Origin of the sequence: Polaribacter vadi, from assembly GCF_001761365.1 — a bacterium.
In the GTDB taxonomy this organism is placed as follows: Bacteria; Bacteroidota; Bacteroidia; order Flavobacteriales; family Flavobacteriaceae; genus Polaribacter; species Polaribacter vadi.
In genome coordinates this window covers 2,932,425-2,949,231 of sequence record NZ_CP017477.1, presented here as the reverse complement: position 1 = coordinate 2,949,231, position 16,807 = coordinate 2,932,425, and the positions used below count along the sequence as shown (strand labels likewise).

14 protein-coding genes are annotated in these 16,807 nt (G+C 30.4%); 7 read left to right on the top strand and 7 right to left on the bottom strand.

All coding sequences use genetic code 11. The features are described from left to right. Nucleotides 1-36: 36 nt before the first annotated feature. Together LPB03_RS12785 and LPB03_RS12780 are read right to left on the bottom strand one after the other, a co-directional pair. Nucleotides 37-1,290 (bottom strand): aspartate kinase, encoded by a 1,254-nt coding sequence (locus LPB03_RS12785; protein WP_065319980.1) that lies wholly within the window; start codon nucleotides 1,288-1,290, stop codon nucleotides 37-39. Between the two features lie 130 nt (nucleotides 1,291-1,420). Beyond that, nucleotides 1,421-1,897 carry a GNAT family N-acetyltransferase gene (locus LPB03_RS12780; RefSeq protein WP_065319979.1) on the bottom strand — a complete coding sequence of 159 codons (477 nt, stop codon included), beginning with the start codon at nucleotides 1,895-1,897 and terminating at the stop codon, nucleotides 1,421-1,423. Between the two features lie 184 nt (nucleotides 1,898-2,081). Between LPB03_RS12780 and fbp the strand changes: the two genes are divergently transcribed. Both fbp and LPB03_RS12770 read left to right on the top strand, forming a co-directional pair. Continuing rightward, nucleotides 2,082-3,092, top strand: a complete 1,011-nt coding sequence (fbp, locus tag LPB03_RS12775; protein WP_065319978.1) for a class 1 fructose-bisphosphatase — start codon at nucleotides 2,082-2,084, stop codon at nucleotides 3,090-3,092. Between the two features lie 111 nt (nucleotides 3,093-3,203). Next, nucleotides 3,204-3,812: a superoxide dismutase gene (locus LPB03_RS12770; RefSeq protein ID WP_065319977.1), complete on the top strand. Its 609-nt coding sequence runs from the start codon at nucleotides 3,204-3,206 to the stop codon at nucleotides 3,810-3,812. 179 nt (nucleotides 3,813-3,991) lie between these two features. Here LPB03_RS12770 and LPB03_RS12765 read toward each other — a convergent pair whose 3' ends face one another. Further along, the gene (locus tag LPB03_RS12765; protein ID WP_065319976.1) at nucleotides 3,992-5,890 is read right to left on the bottom strand and encodes an amidophosphoribosyltransferase; all 1,899 of its coding nucleotides are present in this window, start codon (nucleotides 5,888-5,890) and stop codon (nucleotides 3,992-3,994) included. Nucleotides 5,891-5,955: 65 nt separating this feature from the next. Further along, nucleotides 5,956-6,882, bottom strand: a complete 927-nt coding sequence (locus LPB03_RS12760; RefSeq protein WP_065319975.1) for a PfkB family carbohydrate kinase — start codon at nucleotides 6,880-6,882, stop codon at nucleotides 5,956-5,958. Nucleotides 6,883-7,065: 183 nt separating this feature from the next. On the opposite strand from LPB03_RS12760, the gene LPB03_RS12755 reads away from it, so the two are divergent. The 5 genes from LPB03_RS12755 (at nucleotide 7,066) to LPB03_RS12735 (ending at nucleotide 10,368) form a co-directional block, all read left to right on the top strand. Next, nucleotides 7,066-7,491: a SufE family protein gene (locus LPB03_RS12755; RefSeq protein ID WP_065319974.1), complete on the top strand. Its 426-nt coding sequence runs from the start codon at nucleotides 7,066-7,068 to the stop codon at nucleotides 7,489-7,491. A gap of 1 nt (nucleotide 7,492) precedes the next feature. Then, complete coding sequence (locus LPB03_RS12750) at nucleotides 7,493-7,813, top strand: DUF59 domain-containing protein (RefSeq protein WP_065319973.1); 321 nt, start codon at nucleotides 7,493-7,495, stop codon at nucleotides 7,811-7,813. 109 nt (nucleotides 7,814-7,922) lie between these two features. Continuing rightward, entirely contained in the window at nucleotides 7,923-8,438 is a 516-nt protein-coding gene (locus tag LPB03_RS12745; protein WP_065319972.1) for a DUF2480 family protein, read from the top strand. A gap of 88 nt (nucleotides 8,439-8,526) precedes the next feature. Beyond that, nucleotides 8,527-9,348: a DUF3078 domain-containing protein gene (locus tag LPB03_RS12740; protein ID WP_065319971.1), complete on the top strand. Its 822-nt coding sequence runs from the start codon at nucleotides 8,527-8,529 to the stop codon at nucleotides 9,346-9,348. 75 nt (nucleotides 9,349-9,423) lie between these two features. Continuing rightward, entirely contained in the window at nucleotides 9,424-10,368 is a 945-nt protein-coding gene (locus tag LPB03_RS12735; RefSeq protein ID WP_065319970.1) for a DUF3078 domain-containing protein, read from the top strand. Between the two features lie 72 nt (nucleotides 10,369-10,440). Here LPB03_RS12735 and LPB03_RS12730 read toward each other — a convergent pair whose 3' ends face one another. From LPB03_RS12730 to LPB03_RS12720, 3 genes are all read right to left on the bottom strand, one after another. Then, nucleotides 10,441-11,715, bottom strand: a complete 1,275-nt coding sequence (locus LPB03_RS12730; RefSeq protein WP_065319969.1) for an alginate export family protein — start codon at nucleotides 11,713-11,715, stop codon at nucleotides 10,441-10,443. Between the two features lie 79 nt (nucleotides 11,716-11,794). Beyond that, nucleotides 11,795-13,228 carry a rubredoxin gene (locus tag LPB03_RS12725; protein WP_065319968.1) on the bottom strand — a complete coding sequence of 478 codons (1,434 nt, stop codon included), beginning with the start codon at nucleotides 13,226-13,228 and terminating at the stop codon, nucleotides 11,795-11,797. Next, nucleotides 13,225-16,746: a nitrate reductase gene (locus LPB03_RS12720; RefSeq protein ID WP_065319967.1), complete on the bottom strand. Its 3,522-nt coding sequence runs from the start codon at nucleotides 16,744-16,746 to the stop codon at nucleotides 13,225-13,227. The genes LPB03_RS12725 and LPB03_RS12720 overlap by 4 nt, the downstream gene beginning before the upstream one ends. Between the last annotated feature and the right edge of the window lie 61 nt (nucleotides 16,747-16,807).

The following is a 16,807-nucleotide window of genomic DNA, read 5'->3' as shown; positions in this document are numbered from 1 at the left end:
CGCAAAAGTAGTGAAAAAAACGAAATTGAGTTCTATTTAATTTGGATGAACAACAATTTGAGAAGTCTCTTTATTAACTTGTGTTAAAAGTGATGTTCCTTTTTTCTCAATCAATTCAATTGCTTTTTCATCAAAATGACGAACCGTATATAAATCTACACCAGTTTGAACATCAATTTTAAATTGTTTTTTTAATTCGTTATAAAAAGCCTCAAAATTACCAAACTTATCATCAATACAAACCGAAAAACTAATGGCAGAATTCTGAATTAAATTTACTTTTAATTGATAATCATGCAGTTTCTGAAAAATATAACTGATGTTATTTTCTACCATAAAAGAGAAATCCAAAGCAGAAATTGACACTAAAATCTGACCTTTTTTAACAATAAAAGTAGGAATATGTGGTACCAATCTTGTGCCTTTAGAAACTTGTGTACCAGTTTCTTTTGGATTGATAAAAGAACGAACCAACAAAGGAATATCTTTTCTTTCTAGTGGTTGTAGCGTTTTTGGGTGAATTACAGAAGCACCATAAAAAGCCATTTCAATAGCTTCTTCATAAGAAATTTGTTCTAACAAAGTAGTTTCAGAAAAAACTCTTGGATCTGCATTTAAAACTCCAGGAACATCTTTCCAAATCGTAACACTTTCTGCATTTAAACAATAGGCAAAAATTCCTGCAGTATAATCTGAACCTTCTCTTCCTAAAGTTGTGGTGTTTTCAGTATCATTTGCAGCAATAAAACCTTGGGTAATATTTACTTTTGATGCATCAACCTTTTTAGTAATTAATTCTTCTGTAAGCTCCCAATCTACTTTTGCATCTCTATAATTACTATCGGTTTTTATATAGTTTCTAACATCAAACCAAACATTTTCTTGTCCAATTTTTGCTAAATAAGCACTTACAATTTTGGTTGATAAAAGCTCTCCAAAACAAATAATCTGATCATAAACATAGTTAAATCTTTGTGAGGTATTTCTTGATAAAAACCAGCCTAATTCTCCAAAAAGAATATCAATATCTTTATAAACAGCATCTTCTTTATCAAAAAGAGAGCTCATTATATTTTTATGATACTCTTCAATAAAATTTAATTTATTGGGTAAATCTGCTTCTTTATTATAGTATGCACTCACCACTTCTTCAAAAGCATTCGTCATTTTTCCCATTGCAGAAATTACGACTAAAGTATCTTTTGCTCCTTCAGTTTTAATAATTGAAGCTACATTTTTTACACTTTCTGCATCTTTTACAGATGCTCCACCAAATTTAAAAATCTTCATTTCTCTCCTTTTGTCCTGCAAGGTCTCAGAGACCCTGTAAGTATAATTAATCAGTTAATTAATAATTACTATAAAATATCTTCAAAAAAGATAAACCTACAAGGTTTGGAAAACCTTGCAGCAGACTTTGTTAGTCTTGTATAAATTTTGCTAAGTTTTCTTTATTCATTTGCACCACAGACCAATCATTTAAATACGTTGCACCTGTGCTTTTATAGAATTCTATGGCATTTTTATTCCAATCGATAACTTCCCAAGCAACTCTGTTAAAATCGTTATCAAAAGCATATTTTAAGACAGCTGTATATAGTGCTTTTCCTGCACCAATTTTTTGTCTGCTTTTTGTAACAATTAAATCTTCTAGATGAATCGTTTTACCTTTCCAAGTTGAATAACGCTCATAAAAAAGTGCAATTCCTATAATTTTATTTTCTTCTTCTGCTACAAAAATGTTGAATTTTGGATTTTCAGAAAAACCATCTTCTATTAAATTATTTACGGTAATTTCTACAGCTTCTGGTTCTTTTTCAAAAACAGCTAGCTCTGTAATTAAGTTATGTACAGATTGCATGTCGTTTTCAACTCCTTTTCTGATTGTAAAACTCATCTTTTTTAATTTTAGTCAAAGATAGTTCATTTTAAAATCGGTAAAAATTAATAGTATTTTTTGACAGATAATTTTATTTTGTTGAAATTTTTATCATTTTAGACCTGAATAAAGGATAGCAAAGGAGGGAATAATATCAAAATATTTAGCATATTTGTAGCAGAAACTTGAATACACAAATAATATGGCAAAAAAGAATCAAACTTTAGGGGAATTTATCATCGAAAATCAAAATGATTTTAAATATTCTTCTGGAGAATTATCTCGATTATTAAACTCAATAAGATTAGCTGGTAAGGTTGTAAATCACGAAGTAAATAAAGCTGGTTTGGTTGATATTACTGGAGCTGCAGGAGATACAAATATTCAAGGTGAAGACCAACAAAAGCTTGATGTGTATGCAAATGATGTGTTTATTGAAACCATAAGAAACAGAAATATTGTTTGTGGAATTGCCAGTGAAGAAGAAGACGATTTTATCATTATTAACAGTCAAGATAACAATCATCAAAACAAATATGTAGTTTTAATTGATCCTTTAGATGGTTCGTCTAATATTGATGTAAATGTTTCTGTAGGAACAATTTTTTCTGTTTTTAGAAGAGTTACTGAAGTTGGAACACCTGTAGAAATGAAAGATTTTTTACAATCAGGAGATCAACAAGTTGCTGCAGGTTATATTGTGTATGGAACTTCTACAATGTTGGTATACACTACAGGAAATGGCGTAAATGGATTTACGTTAAATCCTGCTTTAGGAAGTTGGTATTTATCACACCCAAATATGAAATTCCCTGAAGATGGAAATATCTATTCTGTGAATGAAGGAAATTATTTAGATTTCCCTGCAGGTATTAAAATGTACATAAAATACTGCCAAGCAGAAGAAGGTAACAGACCCTACACAAGCAGATATATTGGTTCTTTAGTTTCTGATTTTCATAGAAATATGATTAAAGGTGGGATTTATATGTATCCAAAAGGATCTAAAAATCCGAAAGGAAAATTACGTTTACTATATGAATGTAGCCCAATGGCTTTTCTTGCAGAACAAGCAGGTGGTTTAGCTACTGATGGCACTAAAAGAATTATGGAAATTGAGCCAACAGAGCTTCATGAACGTGTGCCTTTTATTTGCGGAAGTAAAAATATGGTAAAAAAAGTAGCAGAATTTATGAAAACATTTGGGGAATAAATCCTTTCTATTTCATTATAAGTTAACATATTCCTAAAGACTTGTTTTAACATGCTTAAATACTTAAATTTGTAAAACAAAAATTAATTTAATCAATAAAAAAATAAAATTATGGCTTTTGAATTACCAGAATTAGGATATGCTTACGATGCATTAGAACCAAATATTGATGCAAAAACTATGGAAATACACCATACAAAACATCATAATGGATATACAACAAAATTAAATGCAGCTATTGAAGGTACAGATTTAGAAGGAAAATCTATTGAAGATATTCTTGCAAATTTAGATATGAGTAATGGTGCTGTTAGAAATAATGGAGGTGGTTTTTACAACCATTCTTTATTTTGGACGGTTTTAAACCCTGAAGGAAGAGGAAATTTATCTGGAGAGTTAAAAGATGCTATAATAGCTGAATTTGGTTCTAAAGAAGCTTTTGTTGAAGCTTTTTCTAAAGCTGCTGCAACACAATTTGGTTCAGGTTGGGCTTGGTTATGTGTGCATCCAGGAGGGAAAGTAGAAGTTTGTTCTACTCCAAACCAAGATAATCCATTAATGCCAGGTGTAACTTGTGGAGGAACTCCAATTTTAGGTTTAGATGTTTGGGAACACGCATATTACTTAAATTACCAAAATAGAAGACCAGATTATATTGATGCTTTCTTTAAAGTAATCAACTGGAACGAAGTTGAAAAAAGATACGCAGCTGCAAAATAAGTAGCGCAGTTACTTTTGTTATTTCACTCTTATAAATAATATAGTGATTTAATAAATTTATAAAACAGAAAAGCATCCAATTAAATTGGATGCTTTTCTATTTTAAATAACGTAATAAAATTAAAGACAATAAATCTTTTGTCTTGTCTCTTTTTTAAATCATGTTTCGTGATTCCGTTTTAATAAGCTCTTTCGTCATTTCCTTCATAAAAGTTGATAAAAGCCTGATTAACAACCCTCATTCCTCCTGGAGTTGGGTAATTTCCTGTAAAATACCAATCGCCTAAATTGTCTGGACATGCTTTGTGCAATCCTTCAATAGATTGATAAATAACCTCAACATCTGCTTTTATATCTTCAGTCTTTAGCATTTCTGCAATTTTAGCAGAAATTTCTTCAGGTTTAAAAGGACTATAAATTTCTTTAACGTGATTTATAATTTCTTCATCTTTTTTTGATTTTTGAGCAATACACTTCTTGTAAACGTCCTCTACAATATGGTATTTATCATGGTCTTTTAATAATTCTAAGGCTGCTTTAAACGCTATAAAAGCTTCAATCCTAGCCATATCAATTCCATAACAATCTGGATAGCGAATTTGTGGTGCAGAAGAAACTACCACAATTTTCTTCGGACTTAATCGATCTAATATTTTGATGATACTCTTTTTAAGTGTTGTTCCACGAACAATACTATCATCAATAATTACCAAATTATCTGTAGGTTTTACAACTCCATAGGTAATATCATAAACGTGTTCTACCAAATCGTCTCTTGAACTATCATCTGCAATAAACGTTCTTAATTTTGCATCTTTAATAGCAATTTTTTCAAAACGTGGTCTTTCAGATAAAATTTCTGTAACTTTTTTTGCTGACAATTTTGTTCCTCCAGCTAAAATTTTTGCAGTTTTTTGTTGATTTAACAAATCTTCAGCAGCTTCTGTCATTCCGTAAAAAGAGGTTTCTGCTGTGTTAGGAATAAAAGAAAAAACAGTGTTTGAAATATCAGAATCAATCGATTTTAAAATCTTTGGGAATACGTATTTTCCTAAATTTTTTCGTTCTTCGTAAATACTTGCATCACTTCCTCTAGAAAAATAAATACGTTCAAAAGAACAGGCTTTATTTTCTCTTGGTTCAATTACTTTTTTAATAGAAACATTTCCACTTTTTTTAATGATTAAAGCATGTCCTCTTTCTAATTCCTGAACTTTATCAATCTTAACATTAAAAACGGTTTGTATTACTGGTCTTTCTGAGGCAACCACTACAACTTCATCATCTTCATAAAAATAAGTTGGTCTAATTCCATTTGGATCTCTTAACACAAAAGCATCTCCATGCCCAACTAAACCAGCCATTGCATAACCTCCATCCCAATTTTTAGAAGATCTTTTTAAAACTTTTTTCAAGCTTAAATTTTCTTCTATATATGGTGACGCATCTTTTTTACTAAAGCCTTTTTTCTTTGCTTTTTGATATAATTTAGCAACTTCATCTTCTAAGAAGTGCCCAATTTTTTCCATGACAGTTACAGTATCTGTAGCTTCTTTTGGATGTTGCCCTAACTCAATTAACTCTTCTAACATTTGGTTAGAATTCGTCATGTTGAAATTCCCAGCAACAATTAAATTTTGGTGTTTCCAATTACTTTGACGTAGAAAAGGATGCACACTTTCTATCGAATTTTTACCAAAAGTTCCATAACGTACATGTCCTAAAAATAAATTACCAACATAAGGCATATTTTCTTCTTGCCAATTTACATCGTCTTTTTTAGTTGGATTTTGTTCTAAAACACCATTTAAACGTCCGTTAATTTGTGCAAAAATATCTTGAATTGGTTGCGATTGATTTGATCGAACTCGACTAATATATCTAGTTCCTGGTGCAACATTAAATTTTACGCTTGCAAAACCTGCTCCATCTTGCCCACGATTGTGTTGCTTTTCCATCAATAAATACATTTTATTAATGCCATAAAAAGCAGAACCGTATTTATCTTTATAAAACTGTAATGGCTTTTTTAATCTAACTAATGCTATTCCACATTCGTGTTTAATTGCGTCGCTCATTTTAAGTATACTTTTATTATAATTTTTTAATAAAAAAATCCGCGTTTTTAAACGCGGATTTTTATTTATGAGATATCTATATCAAATTGAGTTAGTTCTTTAAACGATTGTAAGCGTTTATCAACTTCATCTTTTTTTAATTCTTGCATTCTTTCAGTACCAAATTTCTCCACACAAAAGGAAGCTAAATTAGAACCGTAAATAATTGCATTTTTCATGTTCTCGAAAGAAATATTTTCTGTTTTTGCTAAATAACCACAAAAACCACCTGCAAAAGTATCTCCTGCTCCTGTTGGATCAAAAACTTCTGCTAAAGGCAAAGCTGGTGCAAAAAACATTTTACCATCATTAAACAATAAAGCTCCATGTTCTCCTTTTTTAATCACTACATATTTTGGACCCATAGAATGGATTTTCTTTGCAGCGTTTACCAAAGAATATTCTCCAGAAAGTTGGCGAGCTTCTTCATCATTAATAGTAATAACATCCACACGTTTTAAAACGGTATGCAAATCATCTAAAGCAATATCCATCCAAAAATTCATGGTATCTAAAACTACTAATTTTGGTCTTTCTGTCATTTGATCTAAAACAGATGCTTGTGTTAAAGGGTGTAAATTACCCAACATTACGATACCTGCATCTTTAAAGTTTTCAGGAACAACAGGCGTAAAAGTTTCTAATACATTTAATTCTGTGATTAAAGTATCTCTAGAGTTCATATCATTATGATATTTTCCACTCCAAAAAAAGGTTTTTCCTTCTTTTACAACTTCAACACCATCAGTATTAACCCCTTTATTGTTCAACATTTCTAAATATGATGCTGGGAAATCTCCACCAACTACAGAAACAACTCCTGTTTCTACTCCAAATTGACTTGCTGATAAACCAATATAACTTCCAGATCCGCCTAAAATTTTATCGGTTTTACCAAAAGGAGTTTCAATTGCATCGAATGCTACAGTACCAACTGCTAATAATTTGCTCATAAATTTTAATTAATCTTCTAAAAAAGAAGAATTTTAATACGTTAAATCATTCTTAAAAACGAAGTAACAACAATGAATATTCTATATACTTTAATACTTTACAAGCACTTTTTAATGCTTTTTTATCGTATTTTTGCCTTTTTATAAAAGGTATTTACAATACCGCAAAAATAAGTTTTAAAAATGACTATCAAAGAAATACAAGAAGAAATTATTGATGAGTTTTCTATGTTTGATGATTGGATGGAACGTTATGAATACATTATAGAGCTTGGCAAATCTTTACCAATAATTAACGACGAGTATAAATTAGATGAAAATTTAATTAAAGGATGCCAATCTAAAGTTTGGTTATTTTCTGAATTAGAAAACGATACTGTAAAATACACAGCAGATAGTGATGCCATTTTAACAAAAGGAATTGCAGCGTTATTATTAAGAGTTTATTCTGGGCAAAAACCCGCAGATATTTTAACTGCAGAAACTAAATTTATAGACGAAATCGGTTTAAAAGAACATTTATCACCAACAAGAGCAAATGGCTTGGTTTCGATGGTGAAACAAATAAAAATGTACGCAATTGCGCAACAAACAAAATTAGCAAAATAACATGACAGATAAAGAATTAGAAGAAATTGGCGATAAAATTATAAGAGTTTTAAAAACTATTTATGATCCAGAAATTCCTGTAGATATTTATGAACTTGGGTTAATTTATGATGTTTTTGTGTCGGATGAAAACAATGCAAAAATATTAATGACATTAACATCTCCAAACTGCCCAGTTGCAGAAAGTTTGCCTGTTGATATCGAAGAAAAAGTAAAATCTTTAAAAGAAATTAATTCTTGTGAAGTAGAAATTACTTTCGATCCAACTTGGACTTCTGAAATGATGAGTGAAGAAGCGAAATTGGAATTAGGAATGCTTTAAAAAAGTTTGCAGTTTGCAGTAGCAGTTTTTTAGTAAATGTCAGTTCGAGTGATTTCGATTTTTCATCGAAATTGTATCGAGAACAACTTTAAATTTAAAATTTTAAACATTGAATCAAGAAGAAGAAATTATAAATAGAGTTAGCAATAGTGTTCTTAAAACTTTTGACCTCGAAGAAATTTATCCTGAAGGAGAAAGAATCTTGTTTGATATTAAAGATTGGCTTTTTCAAGAATTAATTTTAAAAGAAAGAGATTTTAGAGTTTTGGTAAAAAACCATGATTGGTCTAAATACCGAAAGTGTTTTGTAGCTATAACTTGTTCTGCAGATGCGATTATACCTTCTTGGGCATTTATGTTAATTGCTGCAGAATTAACGCCTTTTGCCAATAAAGTTGTTATTGGAGATTTAGAGTTGTTAGAAACCGTTATTTATCAAGAGTTATTAAGTTTTGTAGATTTTAAAGAATTTGCAGATAAACCAGTAATAATTAAAGGTTGTGCAGATAAACCCATTCCGAATTCTGCGTATGCTTTTTTAATTGCAAAATTACAACCTACAGCTAAATCAATTATGTTTGGTGAAGCATGTTCTACAGTACCATTATATAAATCGAAAAAATAATTTTATTTTTTATTAAATAACATTATTTTTGTTAGCTTAAATATTACGCGTGAATAAGTTTATTTTCTTTTTTTTCTTGTTAATATCTATGAGTACTTTCGCTCAAAAGAAGAAGAAAGAGGCTCCAGTACCTAAATGGAAAATCGACGGAAAATTCGCTTTTATATTCAATCAATCTTCTTTTTCTAATTGGGCTTCTGGAGGAGAAAATACAATTGCTGGTAATTTTAATGTTAATTATGATTTTAACTACAAAAAAAATAACATTAACTGGGATGGTAGAATAATATCTAGTTTTGGATTAAGCCACATTGCTGAAAAAGGGAATAGAAAAACCGATGATCGTTTTGAATTTAATTCTTTACTAGGTTTTAAAACATCTCCAAGCTGGTTTTTATCAATTCTAACAAATTTTAGAACACAATTTACAGAAGGTTTTAATTACAAAACAGATCCTAAAGTACTCGTTTCAGACTTTTTATCACCTGCATATTTAACATTTGGCCCAGGTTTACTTTATAAAAACACCGATGATTTAACAGCAAACATTGCACCTTCAACAGCAAGATATACTTTTGTTGATGATTTTTTCTCTGGAAAATTTGGTGTAGAAGAAGACAAAAACACTGCTTTCAGTTTAGGTTTTAACTTATCTGGCTATTATAAGTTTAGTTTAATGGAAAATATAGAGATGGAAAACATCTTAAATTTATATACAGATTATTTGGCAAATGTGGGTAATGTAGATGTAGATTACCAGACTAACATTCGCTTTAAAGTAAATAAATCTATAAAAATGTTGATGACTTTTCATACAATTATGGATGATAATGCTTCTAGCAAAGTACAATTTAGACAATTATTTGGTTTAGGACTTAATTACAAATTTCACGAAAAAGTGACTTATTAATATTTTTATTGTCTAATAGAATATAAGATGCACTTTAGCACGTTTAAATTTTAATAAAAAAATCAAACTTAAAAAATGAAAAAATTATCAATTTTACTACTTTTAATAACGATTAGCTTTTCCGCAAACGCACAAACAGCTGACGAATTAAAAAAAGAACAAGCTCCTAAAAAAGCTGAAATTGCTAAATTACAGGGAGAAGTAAAAGCTTTACAGGCAAAAATAGATGCACTTCCAGGTTGGAGAATTGGTGCTTTTGGAACTATAGGAGCTAGCCTATCTGGTTTTAACAATTGGTATGCAAGAAATGCCCCAGATGCTTCTGCAGGTAATATTGGTGTTACTATAAATGGTTTTGCAAACTTAATTGAAGAAGATTTTTTCTGGAGAAACTCTGGAAACATCAATCTTGGTTGGGTAAAATTAGATGATAAATCTGTTACTGGAGATGAAGGTTTTGAAACTGCAACAGACGTTTTTACAATTAGCTCTTTATATGGTAAACGATTAAATAAAAAATGGGCAGTTTCTGGTTTAGCAGAATATAGAACTACGTTAATTGATAATTTCAACAACCCTGGTTATTTAGATTTAGGTGCTGGTTTAACGTGGACACCTACAAGCCATTTAGTAGTTGTAATGCATCCTGGAAACTACAATTTTGTTTTTAGTGATGGAGATACTGCTTTTGAATCTTCTTTAGGTGCAAAAGTTGTAGCAGATTACACTAATAAATATGGAGGTTTAAGTATAAAATCTAACTTATCATTGTTTCAAAGCTATGAAAATGGAGATTTATCTAACTGGACTTTTACAAACTCTTTTGGATACACAATTTGGAATGGAATTGGCTTAGGTTTTGAAGTTGGTTTAAGAAACAACAAACAAGAGGCTTTAAACAGTGCTCTTAACGAATTTAATTCAATGACAACTATTGGTACAACACCAACTCCAACATTCGATAATATTGACAACAAATTACAAACCTATTGGTTATTTGGTTTGAGTTATGCTTTATAAAAAAGTAAAATATCATAAAAAAAGCCTGTTGATTTAAATCAACAGGCTTTTTTTTTTACGTAATAAAATATTTTAATTACCTCCTAAAAACTTAGGCTTAATTACTAACATTGCCCAAGCCCAATTTTGAGTTCCTGCAGCTTCAGCTTCTGTTACTCCTTTTAATTCATACATTCCATCACTTACAAACATTTGAGAATAGCCTAGCACTAAAGCATAGCCTTTAAATTTTCTCTTATACACTAAATCTACTTCAGTTCCTAAAGACTTTTCTCCACTAGCCAATGCTTGTTCTCCTCTAAAGTTTAAAACTTTAACCATTAAACTTGATGCATTACTTAAAGTGAAATTTGCACTTGCATGAACATCAACCAAACCAATAGAATTTGCATGATTACCAACATAAAAATAATCCATAAACCCATTAAATTTATGATTTGTTCCATATAAAGGGAAGAAAGCTCCTGTTTCACCAGCATTACCATCATTACCGCTAATAATTTCTAACCCTGCTCCTAAACCAACTTTTGAAGATGCTTTGTAAGTAAAATCTAATCCTAATAAATACGCTCCTTTTACTTCTACTTCTCCTTGACGTTTTCCTGTTTGCAAATATGCATTTGCAGCAATTCCTAAACTTCCAGATTTATACTCTAAATGTGTTCCTAAGGTTTGTAAATTACTTACACCATCTGCAACATTATTAGTGTCATATTTTTGAAATCCATTATTTAATAATAAAAGACTACCTGTTAATTTGTCCCATTTTTGTTTCATATATAACATTTGCATCGTTTTATATGAGAAAAAACCTGTAGTACTATATTCTGTACCTGTTGATACAAATCCTGTTGGATTAGAATAATCTTGATTAAAAGCCAAACCAAAATCTAACATAAAGTTGTCTTTCTTATATTTTATTAAAGCTGCATCATGATTACGACCTTGTTGCGCCCAATCTAATCCTCCTAAAATTCTTTGATCATCATAAGATAATACTTGACGACCTACTTTTGTTGAAGTATTTTCTCCTAACTTAATTTCTGCCCAAGCTTGAAAAACGGCGAAAGAATTATTCTGATCATAAGGTAAAATTTGTCTGTTTTCTCCCCAAACCATTATGTCTTGCAAACTAACATATACCCAGTAATTATCAGTCATATAACTAGTATTTAATCTTACTCTAGTAGAAATTCCGAAACCTGCATCTGATGCATCTGGAATTAAACTTCCAAATCCATGACGATATTCTGTTCTTGGTCTAAACTCTCCATCTAATGTAAACTGTGCATTTGAAAATTGGAAACACACAAGCATTAATCCTAAAATTACGTATTGTTTTTTCATTATTTACTTTTTTAATTTTACTAATTTTCTTGTTTAAAATTGACGTATTGTCTGTTATTAAATAAAATAACACTTTAAATTATTTTACCAGTATTATCTTCTTAAAATTAGTTTTTGGAGCTTCACAAAGAGAACATTCATAATCTGAAGGAAGTTCACTAAATAAAGTTTCTACAGGAATATTTTGAGTTGCATCTCCAAAATGTTCGTCATAAATTGTTAAACAGTCTGCACATTGGTACACTTCTAATTCTGAAGTTTCTTTTTTGGTTTCAACTTCTTTTTCTTCTTCTCTTTCTGTTCCTAATTGATCAAAATACAATTGACTTAATTCCATTAACAAACCTGGTAATTCTACCTTATCTACATCTTGTACATGTAAAATATAATCTCTTGTATTTGGGTCGAAGTTTTTTGCATACAACAAATTATAGGTATCTCTAGTTTTAAAATTACCAATCATTTCTGGTTGTTTATTTTTTTCAACTACAATAGAAGTAAAATAATAAGATGATTTACTGTAATCTGTAATTCCGAAGGTTAAACCATAAGTGCTAATATCATTTTGATCAAAATTAGAAACCAAATACTTTTTAAGATTTAGCGCATCTTTATTGGCTACTGGCAAATGCCAATTTAGCTCTAACATAGAATGCCTTACGTTAATTCCTCTTTTTCCTAAAAACTTCTCCCAAGTTAATTTAGATTCTTTGGGAATTCCTTTTACAATAAAAGATTTCCAAGGAGTAATAGATATTTTACCAATCTTGTTTTCTGAACATAATTCGCACATTTCCTTCAAAAAAGAGATATCATATTTATTATTTCTCCAATACAAACCCAACCAATATTTATCCATTCCAATTTTATTCATTCCTTCAAAATACGGAAAAGGGTAAAAAGGCACTTCTAAAGGCTTATCTACTGTTCTATTATTGGTATCAACTGCATCACTTACCAATTCAAAAATAGTTTCTATGGTTTCTGGTTCTTCCTGAAGTATATCTTCAATTGCGGCTTCAATTTTATCTAAATCCCAGCTATAAATTAACGCAGGATACATTTTTGTTTTTTTCCATTCTGGAAGTCTGATGTACAAATACCAATAATCTTCGTGTTCTGAAGCAATAAAATTAATATGCCCAGTAAACAACGGAACCAAACGTTGTTTTGGATCTGTTAAATTGATTTTTAATTTAGATTTAGAACGAAATTGCTCTAACAAATACAAGTATCTATCACCAGTTAACCAAGAAGTACTTGGAAAAATATCTGCACAAACATATGAGGAAACAATGTTTTCTACACCAACCTCATCAACTTCTACAACTTTTAGTTTATCAAACTGAGTAAGGTCTTCTGAATTTACTTTTTTAGGCAATAAAATATCTTGTCTAGAGCCAAAAGAAATAGTTTTTAAACCCAAACTTTCTACAGACTCACAAATGTATTTTAGCTCTCCTGGAGATAAAACTCCACCTTTAACGATTAATCTATTTAACTGCTTGCTCATACACCTACTTTTGCATTGTTCAAAATTTCTCTAACTTCAGTTTTGCAACTTCCACAACCTAAACCTGCTCCTGTTTTATTACATAATTCTGTAAAATTTGTACATCCTTTTGCAATTTCTTCTTCGATATTTCCTTCTCCAACTTGACTACAAGAACATACTAATTTTCCTAAAACTGGTTTATCGTTTGATGCACCTCTTAACAAGGTATTTCGTTTGTCAGACATTTCGATTTTGCTCTCAATCATGGTTTTGAATTCTGCAAACTCATTTTTATCACCAACTAAAACTGCTCCAATTAACAAATCGTCTTTTACAATACATTTTTTATAATAACGTTTAGAAATATCAGTAAAAATAATTTCTTCGTAACTAGAATCGTTTTCTGGAACCGTAATTTCACCAATACTACAAAGGTTTAAATCGTTGAATTTTAGAATATTCATTAACACAGAGCCATTGTAAGCTTCACTAATATCTCCCGCTATAAAATTGGCTAAAATACCTGCTTGTTCTTCTGCTGCTGATGTAATTCCGAATAATTGATTATTAAATTCTGCAATTTCTCCAATAGCAAAAATACTTGGGTCTGAAGATTGTAAATGCTGATTTACCTTTACTCCACGTCCACAAATAATTCCGTTATTTTTAGCAATTTCTATATTGGGTCTTGTACCAATAGCATACACAATTGCATTGGCAGTTATGTATTTTCCACTTTTTAGATTGATGGTTAATTCGCCAGTATCTTCATCATCAAAAACAGTACTTACTTCATTATCAAAATAAATTTGAATGCCTCTTTCTTGAACATCTAAAGACAATAATTTACTCGAAATTTTATCTAATTGACGCTCCATTAATCGAGAAGCTCTTTGCACAATGGTAATTTTTACATTCTTGTGCTTCATTGCAGCTGCCAACTCTAAACCTAACAAACCTCCACCAACAATTACTACATGTTGTTCTTCTGGAGGTAAACCTGTATCATCTAAATATTTTTTAAATTGATCTGCATCTGTTTTATTACGCATCGTAAATCTACCAGGTAAATCTATTTGTACATCTTTAGGAATAAAAGGCCTACTTCCTGTTGCTAAAATCAACTTATCAAAAGTGTGTGTTTCCCCTTTAGAATCTACAACTACCTTCTTTTCTTTATCAATTTTATCAATAATAGTTTCTGAGTGAATTTTGATATTTAAATTGCTTAATTCTGAATTTTTAATCTTCAATAATTGTTCCCATGAAAGTTCTTCTGTAATATATTCTGGCAATAAAACTCGGTTATAAAACAAGTTTTCTTCCTTAGAAAAAACATGAATTTCATCAACGTCATTATAATCTCTATAATTTTGTAAAAAACGAAAAGCTGCTGCTCCTGCACCTGCAATGATAATTTTGTCTTTTGGTTTTTTATATTTTGATACAGATACTGATGTAAATTTAAAATCTGGTTCTTTAGAAACAGGATCTACATGCGTATTTGTTAAATTATTAGCTCTATTTAAATTACTTTGCAATACTTTTCCCCAATGCATTGGCAAGAAAACAACACCTTCTTTAATAGCGTCTGTAATTTTTGCACGAACTCTAACTATACCATTTCCGCTTTTAATTTCAGTAATATCTCCATCTGAAATCTTGTTTAAATATGCATCTACAGGATTTATTTCTAAAACAGGCTTCGGATAATGTGTTTTTAATCTTGCTACTTTTCCTGTTTTGGTCATGGTGTGCCATTGATCTCTAACACGACCTGTAGTTAAAATCAATGGAAATTCAGAATTTGTCTTTACAGAAGTATTTTCTAAAGTTGATGGAACATTAAAAATTGCTTTTTGAGAAGGCGTATAAAATTTCTTATCCTCAAAAAGACGAGGAGTTCCTTTATGGCGATATTCATTTACAGGCCATTGAAAAGTTCCTTCGTTTTTTAATCGATCATAATTTAGAAAAGAAACATCAATATTTGTCCCTTTGGTCATAGATGCATATTCATCATAAATTTCTGATGCATTATTATAATTAAACCCTCTAAAACCCATTCTTTGAGCAAAATCACAAAAAATTTCTACATCTGGTCTTGCTTCTCCTGGAGCTTCAATTTCTTTAGGCAAATAAGAAATTCTACGTTCAGAATTTGTCATGGTTCCTTCTTTCTCTAACCAAGCTGCTGCTGGCAACACCAAATCTGCATACTTTACAGTATCTGATTTATGAGAAATTTCTTGTACCACAACAAACTTAGAATTTGCCATTGCTTTTTCTATTTGATGAGAATTTGGCATACTCACTAACGGATTTGTACAAACAATCCAAACTGCTTTTAATTTTCCACTTTCTAAAGCAGAAAACATTTCTGTTGCTGTTAAACCTGGTTTTGGAGATATTTTATCAACTCCCCAAAATTGCGCCACTTCTCTTCTATGTTCTTCGTTTTGTAAATCTTTATGAACTGCTAATAAATTTGCCATTCCACCAACTTCTCTTCCTCCCATTGCATTTGGCTGCCCTGTTAAAGAAAAAGGTCCTGAACCAGGTTTACCAACTTGACCTGTAATTAATGATAAATTTAAAAGTGATGTATTTTTATCTGTACCAATAACACTTTGATTTAAACCCATAGCCCACATACTGATAAACCCTTTAGAAAGACCTATTATTTCTGCCGCTTTTTTGATATCATCTTGAGAAACTCCACAGATTTTAGAAGCTTGCTTTAGGCTTGTTTCAAAAATAATTTTCTCATAACCGTCAAAACCTTCTGTATGATTTTTTATAAAATCTTCATTAATTAAACCACTTTTATACAAATGTCTACCAATAGCATTGTGTAAAATAACATCTGTTCCTGGAATAAGCTGTAAATGTAAATCGGCAAAATTTGCAGAATCTGTTTTACGAGGATCAATTACAATTATTTTTACATTTGGATTTTCTTCTTTGTGTTTTTCAATCCTTCTAAATAAAATTGGATGACACCAAGCAGGATTTGCGCCTGTTATTAAAAAAGTATCTGCTAATTCTATATCTGCATACGAAATTGGCACACTATCTTCTCCAAAAGTTTTTTTGTAACCTACAACAGCAGAACTCATACATAAACGAGAATTGGTGTCTATATTATTAGTTCCTAAAAACCCTTTTGTTAGTTTATTTGCGATATAATATTCTTCTGTTAAACTTTGTCCTGAAACATAAAAAGCAACTGAATCTGGACCGTGTTTTTTTATAATTGATTTAAAAACACTAGCAGCTCTATCTAAAGCAGTATCCCAAGAAACACGTTCACGTGGATGTGAACGACTCCATCTCATTTCTGGATATAAAATTCTATCTGAAGTATCATTAGCTACATAATGCAGATTCATTCCTTTAGAACATAACATTCCTTTATTTACAGGATGATCTTTATCACCTTCAACAAAAACCTTGTTGTTAATGTCTTTTTTTACGATAATTCCACAACCAACTCCACAATAAGAGCATGTTGTTTTGATTTCATTTTTAATCATTTAGACTAAGATTTTATACTAAATACGACATTAAAAGCTGACTAGCCAAAGGTTGACTTTA